This is a genomic window from Mucilaginibacter sp. (genome assembly GCF_965201005.1).
Taxonomy (GTDB): Bacteria; Bacteroidota; Bacteroidia; order Sphingobacteriales; family Sphingobacteriaceae; genus Mucilaginibacter_A.
The window spans coordinates 3,649,620-3,668,329 of the sequence record NZ_OZ241747.1 but is presented as its reverse complement, the minus strand read 5'-3'; the positions used below and the strand labels follow the sequence as shown (position 1 = coordinate 3,668,329).

Here is an 18,710-nt window from a genome sequence, read left to right as displayed (position 1 = left end):
TTAAAAATTCAAGATAGGATGTTTTTTGTTGAAACCCGTGGCCTCCTGATATATTTTGGCGGCTTCCAGGATTTTCCCTTCGCCAAAAAGCTGGCCCATAAAGGTAATGCTTAATGGCCTTCCTTGCCTGTTGAAGCCGTTTGGCAGCACCACGCAAGGGTTTCCGGTTAAATTAGTCAACACCAAATTTCCCGAAAATGAAGGTGCAACGTACATATCCAGCCCTTTTAATTTTTCGTACCAATCCTGGATCACCATGGTGCGGACACGGTTGGCCTGAATATATTCAACCGCCGGAACAAACTGTGCCGTACGAAAAATATTTGGCCAGCCATCTTTTCCCTGGCGCACCAGCTGATCGTCTTTGTGGTTCAAAACCAGTTCCTGAAAGGCTGCCCCTGCTTCCGTTTCCAGAATAAACCCCAAAGCATTATAAGGCAGTTTTGGCAAAGCTATCGGCACCAATTCTGCGCCCAACGCTTTCAATTCGGTTAATGTTGATGAATCACTTTCCCGGTTAAAACGGCTGCGGTCAAAATCTGCTTTTAAGTAACCGATTTTCCAGCCTTTCAACGTTTTCTGATTGCCATCATATTTAAATGGGGCCGGAATCGTGCTTAAATCCTGCGGATCGGTTCCTTGTATGGCATTAAAAACGATGGCGCAATCCTCGGCACAACGCGTAATCGGGCCGAGTTTGTCCATCGTCCAGCTTAAAGCCATCGCACCTGCTTTGCTAACCCGCCCGAACGACGGCCGCAAACCGGTATCGCCGCATTCGGTGGAAGGCGAAACAATCGATCCTAACGTTTCTGAGCCAATAGCAAATGGCAAACAACCGGCCGCAACTGCCGAAGCCGGGCCAGCCGAAGAACCGCTCGAACCGCGCGTAATATCCCATGGGTTTTTAGTTTTCCCGCCAAACCACACATCGCCGTTTGCCAGTTCGCCAAGCGTCAGCTTTGCCACTAAAACCGCGCCGGCTGCTTCCAGTTTTTTAACCACGGTGGCATCTGCATCAATTTCCTGATTTTTGTAAGGCACTGATCCCCAGGTAGTTTTATAACCTTTTACTGAAAGCAAATCCTTCACCCCAAACGGGATGCCGTGCAAAACGCCACGATAATGACCGGCTTTAATCTCCGCATCGGCTTGTGCGGCTTGTTTTAGGGCGAGATTTTCCGTGTAATTTACAACGAACAATAATTTCGGATCATACTTTTTTAATCGCCCCAAAAAGAATTTTGTCAATTCTACCGAAGTTATTTTCTTCGTGCGGATCAAATCTGCCAACTGCCTGACCGTATAAAAAGCCAGTTCGTTTTTGTCCGCAGGCATGGTTGTAATGCTTCTTTTATCGAGTAAAAATCCGTTTGTTTTATCCGGATAAACAAAATTTACCGGAACCGGGTTAAAGTTTAAAGCCGGGACCACGCTGTTGTTCAGGTTCAGTTTCCGCAGTTCTTCATAAGCTTTCCGGTGTTGGGCCAATCCGGTCAGCATAGAATCTGCCTGCGCGTCTTTAAAATCCAGACCAATAATTTTTTCGGCCTCTTTAACTACAGCAACCGTAATTGCACTGTTTTCCAGTTTTTGAGCGATGAATGCGCCGGAAACAAAGCTGCATCCGCATAAAAAAACGATGATAAAGGTTTTTTTTGTAGAAATATTCATAGTGGTACAACTGTTTGTCCTAAAAATAGCGTTTTGTAATTTGTTAACTTCGGCGCAATGAAAAAAATCTGTATTTTTTTGTTTACAATCTTTTTAAGCAGCAGCGTTTTTGCAGAAGCGATCAAAATTGGTGTTTTGGTGATCGGCGGCGGCGCAGCAGGCGTTTCGGCAGGCATCCAAAGTGCCCGAAGCGGCGTTAAAACCATTATTTTAGAACCCGGGCCGTGGCTGGGCGGCAGTTTGACCAGCGGTGCGATGTGTGTGGTAGATGGCAACCGCAGTTTTCCTTCGGGGGTTTGGGGCGAATTTTCCCGTCACGTAAAAAACTACTATAAAAACAGTATCGGTTATGATACTACGGCCAATGCAGTGCTCCGTTTTGAACCGGCAGTAGGCGCATCCATCCTGAAAAAGATTGCCGACACCGTAAAAAACCTCAGCGTAAAACTTAATGCTTCTTTTATCGGCATAAAAAAGGACGGCAACGGTTATGAAGTTGTGGCGAAGCTGAACGGCGAAAACATAACCATTAAAGCACAGGTGGTTGTGGATGCCACGGAAACCGGTGAGGTAGCTTTAAAACTCGGTGTTCCGTTTGATGAAGGGTTTGAAAGCCAAGCGCAATCCGGCGAAAAATGGGCACCAAAAACAGCATCGCCCATGATCCAAAACATGACCTGGATTGCGGTTTTGAAAGATTATGGCCGCGCCGCAGACCGAACCCTGGCCAAGCCCGAAGGTTATGACGAAACTTTATATGCTTCGCTTCAAAATAAAAACATCAGGAAAATGCTGGAAGACAGCCGTTTGCCAAATGATCAGTTTATGCTGAAAATAAAAGGTATAAATGATTATCCGGTTACGATCCATGATTTTGCCTCCGCAGAAAACAAAGAAGCGGCTTACCAAAAAGCATGGCTGAAAACGCTTGGCCTGGTTTATTTCCTGCAAACCAAAATGGGGATGAAAAACATCAGCCTGGAAAACCTGGAATTTAATACGCCCGATCATTTGCCGTACATTCCGTACCTGCGTGAAGTGCGGCGCAGCAAAGGCATGGTCAAAATGGTTTTGGACGATATTTATACGCCTTACAACCGCTCTTCCAAATTGTACCGTACTTCGATCGGGATTGGCGATGCTTCGCCCGGACAGCATTTACTGCCTTTAAAAACGGCACCGGAAACCAATTATGGCGCGTTTCCGGCCTACAGCGTGCCCGCAGGAGCTACGATTGTAAAAGGTTTTGATAATTTTTTAGTGGCCGAAAAAGCATTGTCGGTCTCGCATTTGGTCAACGCCAGCACGATGTACCCTTCGGTGCAGATGACGATCGGGCAAGGTATCGGCAGCATTGCGGCCTATTGTGCGTTTTTTAAAACCACCACTAAAAACATCAAGCTGCGCATAATCCAGAATGAAATTTTAAGTTATCACGGTTTTTTGATGCCTTTTATCGATGTAAAACAAAGCGACCCGCAGTTTATAGCGATACAGAAGCTTGGCGTTACCGGTTTGCTGCAAGGCGTGCAAAAAGCAAACGGCGGCACGGCACAGGTTTTCTTTTTGCCGGATTCTGTTGTGAAAACTGCGGAAATCAAACCGGTTTTAAATGAAATTTATACGCGGTCTTTTCTGTGGTTCAACAAATACAAACCTGCGGAAACGTTTACCATCGGCAATATGCTTTCTTTTATTGAGGAACTGAACTTACGCGATGCCAAAACTTTCCGGATGCAAATCCAAAACGGATGGAAAACAAAACTGCATTTGAAATCAGATTTTAACATGTTGCGGCCGATCACCAGAAGGGAATTTGCTGCACTGGCGGATATTTACCTGAAACCGTTTGACCGTTCGGTGAATTTAACGGGGAAACTGATTAATTGAAATTTATGCCGGTAAAAGAAGCATGGCTTCAACTATTATTTTCCGGGGAAGGGTTAAATGCTTCTTTTACAGGTATAAATTCAGGAACATAACTTGGCAGCGAATGCTTCTTTCATCTACCTAAATTCAAGGCCTTAGTTTGGCAAAGATCAGTTCATCATCATAAAACCCGTTTTTAAAAAGGGCTTTTTTAAAAGTCCCTTCGTGCCGGAACCCGGCTTTTTGCAGCACTTTTGCCGATGCCGGATTGCTGCCGAAAACGCCGGCCACGATCCGTTCAACCTCAAATCCTGCAAAAATATAGCTGGTAAACAAAGCAAGTGCTGCCGTCATGATGCCTTTGCCCCAGTAAGGTTCGGCCAGCCAGTAGCCGATGCGGGCATTTTTTACATAAATATCGTTTTGCAGCGTGATACCGATCGCACCGGCAGCCTCACCGGCAATAATGATGGCCGCATTGGTAATTGGCTCAGGCTGGTTCAAATGTGCATCAATCCAAAACCTGGCATCGGCAATAGTATAAGGTGCAGGGAACCTGTTTTCGAGATATTGAGAAACTTTTGGGTTGTTGGCGTTTTGGAACAGCGAATATTCATCGTCAGTTTGCCATTCACGCAGCAGGAAATCAGCAGCTTTCAATATCATTTGTGCAAAACTTTTTGTATATAAAATGCTGCAGATAGTTGTTTTAACAGATATTAAAACTTATTTTTATAAAGAGATTAAAAGCTTATGTTTTATCTATGGATTGCGCAAACAATCTGTTATAAAAAGATAACCACAGGCAATTACATTCTAATTGTTAATTTTTTTTTGGGGGAAAGCCGTTCTGTTTTTGCAGAACGGCTTTTTATTTTTTAAAAACTTTTTTAGTGAGCATCTACCGGCATCTGTGCATTCTTTTTTCTAAATGGCTGCAGGAACAGCAACGGAATAGAAAACAGCATTACCAAACCTGATATCCAATAAGCATCATCATAAGTAAGCAGCAGCGATTGTTTGATGACCACGCCTTCCATTGCACCATAAGCCATGTGCGTGGCATCAAGCAAAGATTTACCTTTCGCTTCAAATCCTTGTACATACATTTGAAAGCGGTGCACAAAAGCCGGGTTGTAAGCATTAATATTGACCAGAAGATTGTTCCTGTGCACACCTTGACGGACGTGGATTATGGTTGTAAGTGCCGCAATTCCAAATGATCCGCCTAATTGCCGCATCATATTGTTCAAACCTGTGCCCTGGCCGATTTCGGCACCCTTTAAATCTGCAATGGCCAATACTGTTAATGGCACAAACAACAAAGCCATTCCTACGCCCCGGATCGCTAATGGCCAAAAGAAATCACCAATACCCGTAGAAAGTGTGGATTTACTAAGCATGTGGGTAAAAACATAGAACAAAAACATACCAGCTGATGCCATAAACTGTGCCGGCACGCCTTTATTAAGCATTTTACCGATAAATGGCATCATGATAATTGTACATACGCCTCCGGGAAAAAGTATTTCACCGGTTTGCTCCGCAGAGAAGCCTAACAGTTGCTGGCAAAATATGGGGAACACAAACACGGAGCCGTACAAACCAAAACCGAGGATAAAAGACGTGAACATGCCCACGGAGAAGCTCCTGTGGCGCATGATACTAAAGTTTATGATTGGATGGTCGGTGCTCAATTCCCTCCAAATAAATAATAGTGTGCCCAAAACCGCTGCAATTGTCAGTAATAGTATATATGTTTTTGCAAACCAGTCTTCAGATTCACCTTTTTCTAGGATAACTTGCAAACTACCTACCGCAACGGCCAGTAAGCCAATCCCCAACCAGTCGATCGGTTTCCCCCGACCGGTTTTTGGTGTGGCGCGGACAAAAGTGTAGGTACAAAAAGCAGCCAATGTACCTACCGGGATATTTACATAAAATATCCATTGCCAGGAAAAATTATCTGTAATCCAACCACCGATTGTGGGGCCAACTGTTGGGCCAACAACTGCGCCCAAACCAAATAAAGCAGTTGCGGTGCCAATTTGCTCCGGAGGCCAGGTTTCCAGCAATATCGCCTGTGCAGTGGCAATCAAACCTCCGCCTGCCACGCCTTGGAGGATACGAAAGGCAATCAGTTCGTTGAGGCTATGTGAATTTCCGCAAAGAAAAGACGCAATCGTAAACAGGATGATTGAACCGAGAAAATAATTTTTCCTGCCAAAAAAACTGCCCAGCCAGCCAGACATCGGCAGGATAATTACGTTTGCAACTGCATATCCGGTGGTTACCCACGCAACATCTTCCAATGTTGCCCCCAGGTTACCTTGTATCTGAGGTATGGAAACATTCACAATAGTGGTATCGATCAGCTCCAGTAATGAAGCTGTGATCACTGTAATGGTGATGATCCACTTTTTAAAACCAACTTCGGCCATAATTAATCTTTATAAATTACAGAAGCATCAACGCTCATTCCGGGGCGTAATTTGGAAATCACTTCTTTGCTTGCGTTAATTTTGATTTTTACCGGAACCCGCTGTACAACTTTCACAAAATTACCGGTTGCATTATCCGGCGGAAGCAAAGAAAATTTTGCGCCAGTTGCGGGCGAGAAATTGTAAACTTCGCCTTCCAGCTTTAAATCAGGATAGGCATCTACCTTAATATCTACTTTTTCGCCGCTGCGCAGGTTGTCCAACTGTGTTTCTTTAAAGTTAGCGGTAACATAAATACTGTTGTCATTCACTACAGAAAACAAAGTTTGCCCGGCTTGTACCAATTGCCCTCTTTGCACATTTCTTTTTGATACAATACCGCTGGCCGGAGAGTAAATAGTGGTGTAGGATAATTGCAGTTTGGCAAAATCTACATCTGCCTGGCGCTGGTCAACACCGGTATTGGTTACTTTTAATTGCTTACGGGTAGTGCTGATTTGCTGCTGAGCCGCTTTATATTGCTCTTTTGCTGCACCGTAATTAGCTTGAGCCACATCGCGGTTGGCTTTTGCCTGGTCAAACTGCTGCTGCGTAACCGAACCATCTTTTACCAGATTGGCATAACGGGCATAATCGCGGTTGGCCTGCTCTAATTTTGCATTGGCAGATTGTACCTGCGCCTTTGCTTCTGCAGAATTTGCCGCTGTGGTACTGATTTGTGATTGACCAACACCTATACCGGCACCGGCAACTTTTTGGGCAGCCTGGGCTTGTTCTACTTTTAGCTTATAATCACGATCGTCCAGTTTAATTAAAAGCTGCCCTTTGTTTACGTGTGTGTTTTCTTCAAAAGCAATACTGTCCACATAACCGCCCACGCGGGCTACAACCGGACTGATATCGCCGTCGATCTGCGCATCGTCCGTATCTTCGTGTTTACTGTAATAAATGTATTCCTTAATCCCAAAAAATATCCCTACTAAAATCACAATCCCCAATATAATCGGAATCACTTTGTTCGGTTTTTTGGTAACTGCCGGTTCTTCTGTTTCTACTTCCTGTGCCATATCAATACTGTTTTTATAAGGTATTTTTTTATTTGTTGATTTTTCCTGTTGATTTCAATAGATTATAATAAGCCAAACCTGCATCAGCCTTGGCCAACTCTAAATTTATTTGCGCCTGATAGAGCAGCGTTTGCGCGTCTGCCCGGTCTGTTGCCGAAGCAATGCTGCTTTTATACCTTGATTCCTGCAATCGGTTGTTTTCGGTTGCCTGCGTGATAGAAGTTTGCAGCAGCGTTACCCTGCTTAAAGCAGATAAATAGTTTTGATAATCCTGGTTGACCTCATTTTTTAAATTATCTGTAATGATGCCTTTATTGATGACCGTTTGATCCCGCTCGATACGTGCTTCTGATACTTTGTTTTTATTGTTCCACAACGAACCAAAATTCCAGGACAAAGCCAAACCAGCTGTTATTGGCGTAATATAATTGCCTCTGGTTGGAAAAGGGTTCAGGGAAATATCTACATAATAGGCACCAACGGTTGCGGCCAAAGTTGGCAAGCGGTCTGCACGGGTATTTTTAATATTGGTTTCGGCCACGCGGGTGCGCAAATCAATCTGTTTTAGTTCCTGCCGATTGGTGTAAGCACTATCTAAATAACTGGTTAAAGGCAAAACCGGATGGTCGGTTGTGTTTACCTGATCTACCTGGATTTGGGTTGATTCCGGCAATCCCAATAAAACATCTAAATTGTAGTTGATGATCTTGCGGTTACTTTCCAGCTCAATGCCATTCAGTTCAATATCAGATCGTTGCAGCTGGAAACGCAGCACGTCATTTTTGGTCACAATTCCCTGGTCAAAAAAGCGCTGCGCCTGTTTGATCTGCTGGTCAACCGTTGCAATATTCTGCTCAACTACTTTTTTGTTTTGCAGCACTTTGTACAGGTTATAATAAGCACTGATGATGCCGTAAGTGATCTGGTCTTTATCGTTGTCCACATCCAAACGCGCCACCTGCACCAGTAAATCGGTAGATTCTTTAGCGTATTTGAATTTTCCGCCGGCAAAAATAGGTTCTGCAATTGAGGCAATGCCTAAATTAGCGTTGGCACTTTTTGGCAGACTGAAAGAACTCGGGCCTAAATTTAACGTATTGGCCGGAATTTGCGCCCTGCTGTACATGTAACTAACAGAACCTGTGGGCAATGCCAAATCTTTGGCCTGATTGTATTTTGATACGGCCTGATCAATTTTAGATTGGGAATACTTTAAAGTTTTGCTGTTGTCAAGGCCTAATTTTATGGCTTCGTCCAAAGTAAGTGTCCTGTCTTGTGCGCTCGAAACGTTTACCACGCCGCCAACGAGCAGCAAACCAAGCAAAGATTTAAAAAGATGGTGCTTCCGGCCCTTTGCAAAAACCAAAGCAGATTTATGAGTCTGTCCTGTCATGTTCTATTACTAAATAAGATTTTAAAATTCTTTTAAGGTATGTTTTCATCCGTGGTTTCATTGTCGCTTGTAAAAAATCTTCCTGCTGTACATCGTTTTCCAGCATTTGCGAAGCCACCTTTGGCATATTGATAATAAAGTTTTTTGTGCCAAAGATGGTAATGATGCTCAAATCAATATCGGCATCTTTAAAAAACGAGCCGTCATCAATCCCTTCCTGCATCACTTTTTTAAACTCCCTGATATTCACCATCAAAATATCGGATATCTTAGCATTGATTTCCGGGTGATTGCTGAGCGAAACCTCGCGGTTAACTAATTTATGAAAGCATCTGTTTTCAAAAACCCGGTCCAGGTACTTATCGGTACATTGCTCCAGTTTTTGCCAGGAGTTTAAACTTTCATCCTCTAAAATGTTCTGAAGCAATGCTTTAAAATCATTTGTTTTCCGCTCAAAAACAGCGATAAACAAACCTTCCTTTGAGCCAAAATAATAATTTAGCATGGCCATGTTTACGTTGGCTTCGCCGGAAATCAAACGGGTGGAAGCACCATCATATCCCAAATCCGAAAAAACCTTTTCGGCAATATCTAGGATATGGTCTTTTTTATCGGTTTTTTCCTTTTCCATTATGGGCACAAAGTTAATCAAACGATTGATTAAACGTAAAGTCCTAAAAAAGTATATGACATTTTGATGTTTTTTGCAAGTTTTAAATAGATAAGTGTGTTTAGTTTCAGATTGATAATGCTTCTTTTAGCCGGTAAATTTTGTGTTTTGGATTTTATACCGATAAAAGAAGCATGGGTTTTTTCTTGTTTTTGTATGGTAAAAGAAGCATGGAAAATTAACCGGACAAAATTTAAACAGGCTCACATTGTTTAAACTATTTCTAAACCCGCTTAATAAAAAACACAAAAAACGCTATTTGTTGCATGTGCCGTTAGGGCAGGAAATCAAAACCAGGTACGGTATTAACGCTGATCCGGTTCAAAACCCTTTCTAAATTATCCAGTATATTTGCTTCAAAATCAAAATAATGTGTCTGATCTCCATCCAAATAAAAAAATATTAATTGTTGATGACCTTCATCCGGCCTTTGCGCAGGCTGCCGAAAAGTTAGGTTATTCCTGCACCATCGATACTTCTTTTACCAGGGAAAAAACGTTGGAAATTATTGCAGATTACGAGGGTTTGGCCATCCGAACGAAATTTAAAGTTGATCAGGAAATGATCGATGCCGCTCCAAACCTGCGTTTTATTGCGCGTGCCGGTGCCGGGATGGACAATATAGACGAAATTTATGCCGGTAAAAGAAGCATCACCTGCATTAACGCGCCCGAAGGGAACAGCGATGCCGTGGGCGAACATGCCGTTGGTTTGCTGCTTTCGCTGATGAACAATTTCCGGAGAGCTGATACAGAAATCCGGAACGGCATCTGGGAGCGCGAAGGCAACCGCGGCTGCGAACTGAAAGGTAAAACCGTTGGCATAATCGGTTACGGCCACATGGGCAGAAGTTTCGCCCAAAAACTAAGCGGTTTTGGCGTGGAAGTGATTGCTTACGATAAATATAAAACCGGTTTTTCGGATCAATTTGCACGCGAGGTAAGCATGGAAGAAATTGTAAGGCTGAGCAACGTGGTCAGTTTCCACATTCCGCTTACGGCCGAAACCAAAGGAATGGTGGACGATGAATACCTGTTCCATTTCCGCAAACCAATTTTTTTGCTGAACACAGCGCGCGGCGAAATTGCCAAAGTGCAGGCCATTTTAAACGGCATTAAAAGCGGCAAAATCTTGGGTGCAGGTTTGGATGTGCTGGAAAAAGAAAAATTCCCGGCACTGGCCGAACAAAGCTGGTTTGAGGAATTAAAAAATTCGGGCAAAGTGTTGCTAACGCCGCACATTGCCGGCTGGACGTTTGATTCGTACCGGAAAATAAGCGAAGTTTTGGCCGAAAAACTAAAAAATTTGGAGTTTAAGATTTAAAATTTTTATCTTCGTTATCAATAAAAACAAGACTATGCAGGTTGCGCCGGTGTAGTCTTGTTTGTTTTTTATCAGGTGGCATCCTTCTTTTTTTTGGAAGGATGTTTTAGTTTAAAATTTATTCAACATAAAAACAAAAGTTATGGCAGAGGTTGCTTACTATACGAAAGAAGGCTTGGAAAAACTGAAAGAAGAGCTGCAATATTTAAAAACGGAAGGCCGCGCATCTATCGCCAAGCAGATTGCCGAAGCGCGCGATAAAGGCGACCTATCGGAAAATGCCGAATATGATGCGGCAAAAGAAGCACAGGGTTTGCACGAAGCCAAAATTGCAAAGCTGGGCGTAGTTTTGGCCAGCGCGCGTTTGCTGGACGAATCTAAAATGGACGTTTCTAAAGTTTTGGCTTTGTCTAAAGTCAAAATAAAAAACCTGAAAAACGGTGCTATCATGCAATATCAGTTGGTTTCTGAAACGGAAGCCGATTTTAAAGCCGGGAAAATTTCCGTCAATTCGCCGATTGCCAAAGGTTTGCTGGGCAAAAAAGTAGGCGACAAAACAGAAATTACCGTTCCGGCCGGTAAAATCGAGTTTGAAATTATGGAAATCAGCAGGTGATTGTCATCCTGAACTTGTTTCAGGATTCCTCAGGCAAAGCTAAAAACCAGTTAAGTGAGATGCCGAAACAAGTTCGGCATAACAAAACCAACCTAAATAAATTCAACTAAAACCATGTCAACCCTATTTTCTAAAATCGTTTCCGGTGAAATTGAGGCTTATAAAGTAGCCGAAAGTATTGATTTTCTGGCTTTTCTGGATGTTAACCCGCTGGCGGACGGCCACACGTTGGTGATCCCGAAAAAAGAAGTGGATTACCTTTTTGATCTGGAAGATGAGCTGTACAACGGCCTGATGATCTTCACCAAAATTGTGGCCGTCGGGATCAAAAAAGTAATCCCTTGCAAAAAAGTTGGCGTTGCGGTAATTGGACTGGAAGTGCCGCACGCACATATTCATTTAATCCCGATGAACGAGGTGAACGATATGAATTTCTCCCGCCCGAAACTAAATTTCAGCAAAGAAGAAATGGAGCTGACGGCAGAAAAAATCCGTGAAGCGTTGCGGGAAGACTAAAATTTACCTGATAAAAGAAGCATCAAAACATAATCCTGATGCTTCTTTTACACTACTTTTTTTGGTGCGGCAACCCGTTTTGCATTGTCTTTCACAAAACTTTCCCAGCCGGTGTAGCTTTTTTTATCACCGTTTTTTGTGCCGATTTTCTGGAACGAATGACAAACGGCAACCGCCAATCCATCCGTGGCATCCAAAAAATCAGGCGTTTCGTTAAATTTCAGCAGGTTTTGCAGCATCGCGGCAACCTGTTCTTTGCTGGCATTTCCGTTTCCGGTGATGGATTGCTTTATCTTTCGCGGCGAATATTCCGTAATTTCCACGTTTCTGGAAAGGGCTGCCGACATGGCCACGCCCTGCGCCCGGCCCAATTTCAGCATTACCTGGATGTTTTTACCGTAAAAAGGTGCTTCGATGGCCAAACAATCCGGATGGTAATTGTCGATCAGGTTGACTGTTTTCTCAAAAATGCGCTGTAATTTCAGCATGTGGTCGTCTAATTGGTCCATTTTTACCACGCCCAGACTCAGCAGTTCCAGCTTTTGTCCGTTCTCCTTCACCAAACCATAACCCATCACTTTCGTTCCCGGATCGATCCCTAAAATAATCCGCTCCTTCGATTTTTCCACCTGCATAAAACAAGTATAGGCCAAATCCGTAACATTGCAAAAAAATTCGCTTTGGCCCGCATTGCCCGTAAAACATTAACTTATTTAGTAAAAACAGGTATTGTTTTTTTAACAATTTGGTTTGTTTACCGGCACCTTAACAACAATCAAAATCTGCAACAATTTATAAACCGCATCCATAAATTAAGCAATGCAGAAGTTTATCTGGCCATTGGTTTGGTAACCGTTTTGATGCTGATCAACTGGCTGCTGGAAGCTGTTAAATGGCAATACCTGACCAAACTGCTCGAAAAAATGAGTTTATGGAAAGCCATCGAAGGTGTTTTCTGTGGGTTAACGATGGCCATCATCACCCCAAACCGCATTGGCGAATATGGTGGCCGGATTTTGTATTTGCCGCCCCGAAAACGGATACACGGCATTTTTGCAATGGCGGTTGGCGCGTTCGGACAAAATACGGTCACCAATGTGGTGGGCACACTTTCGCTGCTGTATTTTGTGTACACTTACCAGCATTTAAATCACTGGCTTACACTGGGCATTACGCTGCTCGGTGCTGTTTTTATCACTGTTTTTTTGTTGTTTTATTTTCGCATACGCTGGCTGGTTTTTTTGCTGGACAAAATCAAATTCCTCAAAAAATACCATCGTTTTTTTGGGATTATGGCCAGGTACAGTTTTGCACAACTGGTTTCAATTATGCTGATCAGTTTGACAAGGTTTATTGTTTTTTCTTCTCAATATTACATCCTGATCCATGTTTTACTGCCTGATTTAAAACTGGTTGCGGTAATGCTGATGGTTTTTAACCTGTTTTTTATCCAATCCGCCATCCCTTCGCTGGATTTGCTGGACGTTGGTGTCCGTAATTTTATCGCCACCTATCTTTTTGGCTTCATCACCACGCAATCGGTTGCCATCATGGCCTGTGTTTCGTGCATCTGGCTGATAAACCTGATTATTCCGGCTATTTTAGGGTCGGTTTTTGTACTCAAACTCAACTTCTTTGGCAACAATACTTAGTTCGGCAGCAATCCTGTTCACGGTTTTATATGTGCTCCTTTTTATATTTTTAATTAAAGGCTGGCTTAGCATCGAGCCAAGTTTTGGGGTGATAAAAACAGCATTTCAAACCAAAGTAACGGTTTTGATTGCTGCCCGAAACGAAGAAGTCGGCATCCGCCAAACCATTGAAGATATTTTGGCACAGCAATATCCAAAAGCACTTTTTGAAGTAATTATTGCCGATGACCACTCTACCGACCGCACTGCCGAAATTATTTTAAGTTATGCAGATCGGGGCGTAAAATTATTGCAGCCAAAAGATCAGCAATTAAATTCGTACAAAAAGAAAGCCATCAGCGAAGCCATCAAACTTTCATCCGGCGATTTGATGGTGGCCACCGATGCCGATTGCCGCATGGGCGTGCACTGGCTGCAATCCATTGTTGCCCGTTTTGAAGAAACCGATGTGCTGATGTTATCTTCGCCGGTTGCTTTTTTTGAAGAGAAAAACCTGTTTGAGCGGATGCAGACGCTGGAGTTTTCGGCTTTTATCGGCTTGGGCGCGGCCACCATCGGCAACAAAAAAGCATCTACCTGCAACGGCGCAAATTTGGCCTATAAAAAAAGCATTTTTAATGAAGTTGGCGGTTTTAAAGGGATTGACGATCTGGCCTCCGGTGATGACGAGCTGCTGCTGCAAAAAATTTCGGCCAGATATCCCGGCAAAATCGGTTTTTTAAAACAGCGCGAAGCCATTGTTTACACTTACGCCAAGCCAAACTGGGAAGAGTTTAAGCAGCAGCGCCGCCGCTGGGCATCAAAATCCGTAAAATATAAAGATAAGGCCATTGTGGCGCTGGCCGTTGGTTTCTGGCTGTTTAATGCCACTATTCTGATGAATCTGGTGGTCGGTATTTTTAATTTGTTTTACCTGGAAGTTGCCGCTTTGCAATTGCTGGCGAAAATTTTGGCAGAAGGTGTTTTTTTACTGATTGTTGCCAGGTTTTTTAAGCGGGAAAAACTGCTGCTGCTTTTGCCGCTGGGTTCTTTGCTGCACGTTTTTTATGTGGTTTATATTGGGATCATCGGCAATAAAAAAACTTACGAATGGAAAGGCCGCAAAGTGCATTAAATTAGCACAGCGGTTTGCGTAATAATAGGCTATCTTTAAACCATAAATTTTCTGTTTGATTCTACCTTGACAAGCATCAATTCATTAACTTCCGGATGGCAAAAATTTGTGCAGAACAAACTTGCCGTAACAGGTTTATGCCTGATTGTGCTGGCCACGGTACTTTCGGTTTTGGGTTATTTGATCACGCCCGATGCCACGCCGCAAGCCAACGATATGCTGGTGCAGTTTGGCCTCAAAAAGCCGGGCAGCACTTTTACCGTCCTCCGCATAAAAAAAGAAAATGCTGCTGCCCCAACCGGTTTTTTGCAGAAAATGCTTTATGGCCAGCCTTCCGCTTTTCGTGATATTCCGGTTTCCTCTTTTCGTTTCGATCAAGATTCTGTTTATGTTCGTAAATATATCGGCGATGAAGAAACTGCAGCCGAAACTTCGTTCAATATCTATAAAATAAGTGATAAAAACAGCATTGCATCTGCCAAAACCAAAAAAACAATGGTAAAAGAAGCATCCGTTGCGGCCCTGCGGGATGAAATCGTTCATCACCAATTGGTCAGAAAAACTTTTTGGCTCGGCACAGACATTTATGGCCGGGACATGTTAAGCCGGTTAATCATCGGTTCGCGCATTTCGCTGGCCGTTGGTTTTTTAGCGGTGCTCATCAGCCTGTTAGTTGGCGTTGCTGTTGGTGCGGCCGCCGGTTATTACGGAGGCAGAACGGATGCTGTTTTAAGCTGGCTGATGAATGTTTTGTGGGCTTTGCCAACTTTGCTGCTGGTGATTGCCATTTCTTTTGCTTTGGGCAAAGGTTTGTGGCAGATATTTGTGGCCGTTGGGCTTTCGATGTGGGTTGAAGTTGGCCGTTTGGTGCGCGGACAGGTTATTGCCCTGAAACAAGTGGAATTTATTGAGGCGGCACGGGCTTTGGGTTACGGTAATTTCAGGATTATTGCAAAACATATCCTGCCCAACATAAGTGGTCCGATTTTGGTGCTCGCGGCATCCAATTTTGCTTCGGCCATTTTGCTGGAAGCCGGTTTAAGTTTTTTAGGGTACGGCGCACAGCCGCCCACGCCAACCTGGGGTGCCATGATCAAAGAACACTACGGATATATCGTAATTGGCTCGGCATACCTGGCTGTTTTGCCTGGTTTGGCCATTATGCTGATGGTTTATGCCTTTAATTTGGTAACCATTGGCTTAAGGGATGCGTTTGATATTAAATTACAGGATACACGCATTTAAACTGAGAAATGATAGGAGAAGAATTATAATTCATGCAGAACTATAGCTATTCTGACGAAGACGAACTGATCCGGCTGCTGCTAAAAAGGCAGGCAGAGCTTAACGCCCTGCTGGAAATTACGCAGGCAATCAACAAAAACGCATCTATTGTGGTGTTGGTTGATATGCTGGAAGTGATTATGAAGGATTACCTCAACGTAGGCAAGTTTAGGTTCATCACCGAAGTAGATAATAAATTCAAATGTATTTCTTATTACGGCGGCGAGTTTGAGCAGCACCGGGTTTTAGTGCAATGCAGCAAAGGTTTGAGCCGGTTTAAAGGGCCGGTTTCCATTAATCAGCACGAAAACAAAGTGCTTAAAAACTACGATTATTTTATCCCAGTTTTCCAGAAAAACAAAATGCTGGCTTTTGCCCTCATCGGTGATTTTAAAACCACCCCGCAGATGATGGGCAATGATTTAAACTTTATCCAAACCCTTACCAACGTAATTGTGGTTGCGCTGGAAAATAAAAAGCTGTTTAAAAAACGTATCGAGGCCGAACGGTTTCAGCGGGAAATGGAGCTGGCCAGTGATGTGCAGCAAATGCTCATCCCGATAACTATTTATAACGAAATCGGCATTGATGTTTCGGCCCGTTATCTGCCGCACCAAAATATTGGCGGTGATTATTACGATTTTATCCGCCTGAACGAAAACGAATTTTTGTGGTGCATTGCAGATGTTTCTGGCAAAGGTGTTTCGGCCGCTTTGCTGATGGCTACCTTGCAGGCCAGTTTGCGCGCATGGTCATCGGTAGAAGATAATTTGACCACCATTATTGAAAAACTGAACGATATAATTATCAAAACAACCAAAGGCGAAAAATTTATTACCATGTTTCTGGGGAAATTTAACCAGCAAACCCGGATGCTCACTTACATTAATGCCGGCCACAACCCTTCGGTTGTTTATGATAATGGCAAAATTACCGAGCTGAAACAGGGCACAACCATTATTGGCGTGCTTGATAATTTACCGTTTATCAACACCGGCGAAATGCATCTGCATGGGCCGTTCATGATTTTTAACTATACCGATGGTTTGATTGAGTATGACCAGGAAAGCCCGGACTGGAACGAAGTCAGACTAAGCGAATACGTGAAGGCCCACGGCAAACTAAAACCAGATCAGTTTAACAACAAAATCCTGGATCATGTGGGCCGAATGGTAGATGGCAAACCAATTGACGATGTGACCATCCTCACCATCAGTTGCAGATAATCCATGTTTTTTTGTTGCTAAAAACAGCATCCCGGTTTTTACCTTTGCGGCCTATGCTGTTTTTAGGGCAGTAAATTTAGGCTGATGAACAATAAAGAAATATTACTGTCGCGCTACCAAAATAATTTGCTCGAAGCCGGCTGTGATGAAGCTGGGCGCGGTTGCCTGGCCGGCCCTGTGTTTGCCGCGGCCGTGATCTTGCCCGAAGATTTTAACCATCCGGAACTGAATGATTCTAAGCAACTTGGCGAAAAAACACGTAACCAGCTGCGGCTGGAGATAGAAAAATGCGCGCTCAGTTTTGCCGTTGCCCAGGTTGATAACCTCGAAATAGATCAGATCAACATCCTGCAGGCATCCGTTTTGGCCATGCACCGCGCGGTGGACATGCTTCTTTTACACCCTGAATTTTTGATTATCGACGGCAATTATTTCAAACCTTATACTTCGCTGGGACATGCCTGCATTGTTCGCGGCGATTGCAAATATTTCAGCATTGCAGCGGCTTCTGTCCTGGCCAAAACTTATCGCGATGATTACATGAAAAAAATAGCGGAAGAACATCCCGAATATCACTGGCATAAAAACAAAGGTTATCCAACTATCAAACACCGTTCGGTTATTATTGAAAAAGGATTGACGCCTTATCACCGCCAAACCTTCCGCGTGCGCAACCCGCGCCCGGATGCGGTCAAAACCATCGCCCCAAAACTTTAACATACTTCTTTTATCCACCAAAAATCAACATGAAAAATACCGCCCTTACCGCTACCCATATAAAAACCGGTGCCAAAATGGTGCCTTTTGCCGGTTACAACATGCCGGTCACTTACGCAGGCATCAACGCAGAACACGAAACCGTGCGCAAAGCCGTTGGCGTTTTTGATGTGAGCCACATGGGCGAATTTATTTTGAAAGGCGAAAAAGCGTTGGATCTGATCCAGAAAGTATCATCAAACGATGCTTCCAAATTGTACGACGGCAAAGTGCAATATTCCTGTCTGCCCAACGAAAACGGCGGTATTGTAGATGATTTACTGGTGTACCGCATGGACGAAAAAACCTATATGCTGGTGGTAAATGCTTCCAACATCGACAAAGACTGGGATTGGATTTCCGGTTTTAATGATTTTGGCGTGGAGATGAAAAACATTTCCGATCGTACTTCGCTGCTGGCCGTGCAAGGCCCTAAAGCGGCCGAAGCACTGCAAAGCTTGACCGATGTTGACCTGGCTTCGATGGAATATTATACCTTTAAAAGAAGCACTTTCGCCGGGATCAACAACGTAATCATCTCTGCCACAGGTTATACCGGTGCCGGTGGTTTTGAGATTTATTTTGATAACGAACATTCAGATCAAATCTGGGAAGCCATTTTTAAAGCCGGAGAACCTTTTGGTATCAAGCCAATCGGTCTCGCTGCGCGCGATACGTTGCGTTTAGAAATGGGTTTTTGTTTGTACGGAAACGACATTGACGATACCACTTCTCCGCTTGAGGCAGGTTTGGGCTGGGTTACCAAATTCAGCAAAAATTTTGTCAATTCTGAAGCTTTAAAGCAACAAAAAGAGCAAGGCATCAGCAAAAAACTGATCGGTTTTGAAATGATTGAACGCGGCATCCCGCGCCATGATTACGAAATTACGGATGCGGAAGGAAATATAATCGGCAAAGTAACTTCGGGTACGCAATCGCCATCGCTGCAAAAAGCCATTGGTTTAGGTTATGTAGAAAATGCTTTTACCAAAGATGGAACCGAAATTTATATTAAAATCCGCGGGCAAAAAGTGAAAGCGAAAGTTGTAAAGCCGCCTTTTTACAAATAATTTTTTGAGCCGATGCTTCTTTTATCACCTAAATTTTGG

General features: G+C 43.5%; 17 protein-coding genes. 10 read left to right on the top strand and 7 right to left on the bottom strand.

The window, feature by feature from the left end; translation table 11 throughout:
• Positions 1-1,674, bottom strand: coding sequence for an amidase (locus ACOFKR_RS16750; protein WP_419801945.1), 1,674 nt, complete (start codon positions 1,672-1,674; stop codon positions 1-3).
• Between the two features lie 57 nt (positions 1,675-1,731).
• Here ACOFKR_RS16750 and ACOFKR_RS16745 point away from each other — a divergent pair, with 57 nt between their 5' ends.
• Positions 1,732-3,564, top strand: a complete 1,833-nt coding sequence (locus ACOFKR_RS16745; RefSeq protein WP_419801944.1) for an FAD-dependent oxidoreductase — start codon at positions 1,732-1,734, stop codon at positions 3,562-3,564.
• A gap of 126 nt (positions 3,565-3,690) precedes the next feature.
• On the opposite strand, the gene ACOFKR_RS16740 is transcribed toward ACOFKR_RS16745, so the two are convergent.
• From ACOFKR_RS16740 to ACOFKR_RS16720, 5 genes are all read right to left on the bottom strand, one after another.
• Entirely contained in the window at positions 3,691-4,209 is a 519-nt protein-coding gene (locus ACOFKR_RS16740; protein ID WP_419801943.1) for a GNAT family N-acetyltransferase, read from the bottom strand.
• Between the two features lie 224 nt (positions 4,210-4,433).
• Complete coding sequence (locus ACOFKR_RS16735; protein WP_419801942.1) at positions 4,434-5,984, bottom strand: DHA2 family efflux MFS transporter permease subunit; 1,551 nt, start codon at positions 5,982-5,984, stop codon at positions 4,434-4,436.
• Positions 5,985-5,986: 2 nt separating this feature from the next.
• Positions 5,987-7,051 (bottom strand): HlyD family secretion protein, encoded by a 1,065-nt coding sequence (locus ACOFKR_RS16730; protein ID WP_419801941.1) that lies wholly within the window; start codon positions 7,049-7,051, stop codon positions 5,987-5,989.
• A gap of 28 nt (positions 7,052-7,079) precedes the next feature.
• A complete protein-coding gene (locus ACOFKR_RS16725) occupies positions 7,080-8,444 on the bottom strand; it encodes a TolC family protein (protein ID WP_419801940.1) in 1,365 nt (454 codons plus the stop codon).
• Positions 8,425-9,075 (bottom strand): TetR/AcrR family transcriptional regulator, encoded by a 651-nt coding sequence (locus ACOFKR_RS16720; protein WP_419801939.1) that lies wholly within the window; start codon positions 9,073-9,075, stop codon positions 8,425-8,427. Before ACOFKR_RS16720 ends, ACOFKR_RS16725 begins: the two co-directional genes overlap by 20 nt.
• 411 nt (positions 9,076-9,486) lie before the next feature.
• Here ACOFKR_RS16720 and ACOFKR_RS16715 point away from each other — a divergent pair, with 411 nt between their 5' ends.
• The 3 genes from ACOFKR_RS16715 (at position 9,487) to ACOFKR_RS16705 (ending at position 11,569) form a co-directional block, all read left to right on the top strand.
• A complete protein-coding gene (locus tag ACOFKR_RS16715) occupies positions 9,487-10,437 on the top strand; it encodes an NAD(P)-dependent oxidoreductase (RefSeq protein ID WP_419801938.1) in 951 nt (316 codons plus the stop codon).
• Positions 10,438-10,579: 142 nt separating this feature from the next.
• Positions 10,580-11,053, top strand: coding sequence for a transcription elongation factor GreA (gene greA, locus ACOFKR_RS16710; protein ID WP_419801937.1), 474 nt, complete (start codon positions 10,580-10,582; stop codon positions 11,051-11,053).
• A gap of 114 nt (positions 11,054-11,167) precedes the next feature.
• Positions 11,168-11,569 (top strand): HIT family protein, encoded by a 402-nt coding sequence (locus ACOFKR_RS16705; protein ID WP_419801936.1) that lies wholly within the window; start codon positions 11,168-11,170, stop codon positions 11,567-11,569.
• A 47-nt stretch (positions 11,570-11,616) separates the two neighbouring features.
• On the opposite strand, the gene ruvC is transcribed toward ACOFKR_RS16705, so the two are convergent.
• The gene (gene ruvC / locus ACOFKR_RS16700) at positions 11,617-12,204 is read right to left on the bottom strand and encodes a crossover junction endodeoxyribonuclease RuvC (RefSeq protein ID WP_419801935.1); all 588 of its coding nucleotides are present in this window, start codon (positions 12,202-12,204) and stop codon (positions 11,617-11,619) included.
• 45 nt (positions 12,205-12,249) lie between these two features.
• Here ruvC and ACOFKR_RS16695 point away from each other — a divergent pair, with 45 nt between their 5' ends.
• The 6 genes from ACOFKR_RS16695 to gcvT all read left to right on the top strand — a co-directional run bounded on the left by ACOFKR_RS16695 (position 12,250) and on the right by gcvT (position 18,671).
• The gene (locus ACOFKR_RS16695; protein ID WP_419801934.1) at positions 12,250-13,221 is read left to right on the top strand and encodes a hypothetical protein; all 972 of its coding nucleotides are present in this window, start codon (positions 12,250-12,252) and stop codon (positions 13,219-13,221) included.
• Positions 13,205-14,335 carry a glycosyltransferase gene (locus tag ACOFKR_RS16690; protein ID WP_419801933.1) on the top strand — a complete coding sequence of 377 codons (1,131 nt, stop codon included), beginning with the start codon at positions 13,205-13,207 and terminating at the stop codon, positions 14,333-14,335. Before ACOFKR_RS16695 ends, ACOFKR_RS16690 begins: the two co-directional genes overlap by 17 nt.
• A 66-nt stretch (positions 14,336-14,401) precedes the next feature.
• The gene (locus tag ACOFKR_RS16685; RefSeq protein ID WP_419801932.1) at positions 14,402-15,580 is read left to right on the top strand and encodes an ABC transporter permease; all 1,179 of its coding nucleotides are present in this window, start codon (positions 14,402-14,404) and stop codon (positions 15,578-15,580) included.
• A gap of 32 nt (positions 15,581-15,612) precedes the next feature.
• Positions 15,613-16,845 (top strand): PP2C family protein-serine/threonine phosphatase, encoded by a 1,233-nt coding sequence (locus tag ACOFKR_RS16680; protein WP_419801931.1) that lies wholly within the window; start codon positions 15,613-15,615, stop codon positions 16,843-16,845.
• A 99-nt stretch (positions 16,846-16,944) separates the two neighbouring features.
• Positions 16,945-17,562: a ribonuclease HII gene (locus ACOFKR_RS16675; RefSeq protein WP_419803659.1), complete on the top strand. Its 618-nt coding sequence runs from the start codon at positions 16,945-16,947 to the stop codon at positions 17,560-17,562.
• A 29-nt stretch (positions 17,563-17,591) separates the two neighbouring features.
• The gene (gcvT, locus tag ACOFKR_RS16670) at positions 17,592-18,671 is read left to right on the top strand and encodes a glycine cleavage system aminomethyltransferase GcvT (RefSeq protein ID WP_419801930.1); all 1,080 of its coding nucleotides are present in this window, start codon (positions 17,592-17,594) and stop codon (positions 18,669-18,671) included.
• The last annotated feature ends 39 nt before the right edge of the window (positions 18,672-18,710 follow it).

Excerpts from the sequence above, each read along its gene's own strand:
- ACOFKR_RS16750 (WP_419801945.1), bottom strand. The coding sequence starts at position 1,674 with ATGAATATTTCTACAAAAAAAACCTTTATCATCGTTTTTTTATGCGGA.
- ACOFKR_RS16745 (WP_419801944.1), top strand. The coding sequence starts at position 1,732 with ATGAAAAAAATCTGTATTTTTTTGTTTACAATCTTTTTAAGCAGCAGC.
- ACOFKR_RS16740 (WP_419801943.1), bottom strand. The coding sequence starts at position 4,209 with ATGATATTGAAAGCTGCTGATTTCCTGCTGCGTGAATGGCAAACTGAC.
- ACOFKR_RS16735 (WP_419801942.1), bottom strand. The coding sequence starts at position 5,984 with ATGGCCGAAGTTGGTTTTAAAAAGTGGATCATCACCATTACAGTGATC.
- ACOFKR_RS16730 (WP_419801941.1), bottom strand. The coding sequence starts at position 7,051 with ATGGCACAGGAAGTAGAAACAGAAGAACCGGCAGTTACCAAAAAACCG.
- ACOFKR_RS16725 (WP_419801940.1), bottom strand. The coding sequence starts at position 8,444 with ATGACAGGACAGACTCATAAATCTGCTTTGGTTTTTGCAAAGGGCCGG.
- ACOFKR_RS16720 (WP_419801939.1), bottom strand. The coding sequence starts at position 9,075 with ATGGAAAAGGAAAAAACCGATAAAAAAGACCATATCCTAGATATTGCC.
- greA (WP_419801937.1), top strand. The coding sequence starts at position 10,580 with ATGGCAGAGGTTGCTTACTATACGAAAGAAGGCTTGGAAAAACTGAAA.
- ACOFKR_RS16705 (WP_419801936.1), top strand. The coding sequence starts at position 11,168 with ATGTCAACCCTATTTTCTAAAATCGTTTCCGGTGAAATTGAGGCTTAT.
- ruvC (WP_419801935.1), bottom strand. The coding sequence starts at position 12,204 with ATGCAGGTGGAAAAATCGAAGGAGCGGATTATTTTAGGGATCGATCCG.
- ACOFKR_RS16680 (WP_419801931.1), top strand. The coding sequence starts at position 15,613 with ATGCAGAACTATAGCTATTCTGACGAAGACGAACTGATCCGGCTGCTG.
- gcvT (WP_419801930.1), top strand. The coding sequence starts at position 17,592 with ATGAAAAATACCGCCCTTACCGCTACCCATATAAAAACCGGTGCCAAA.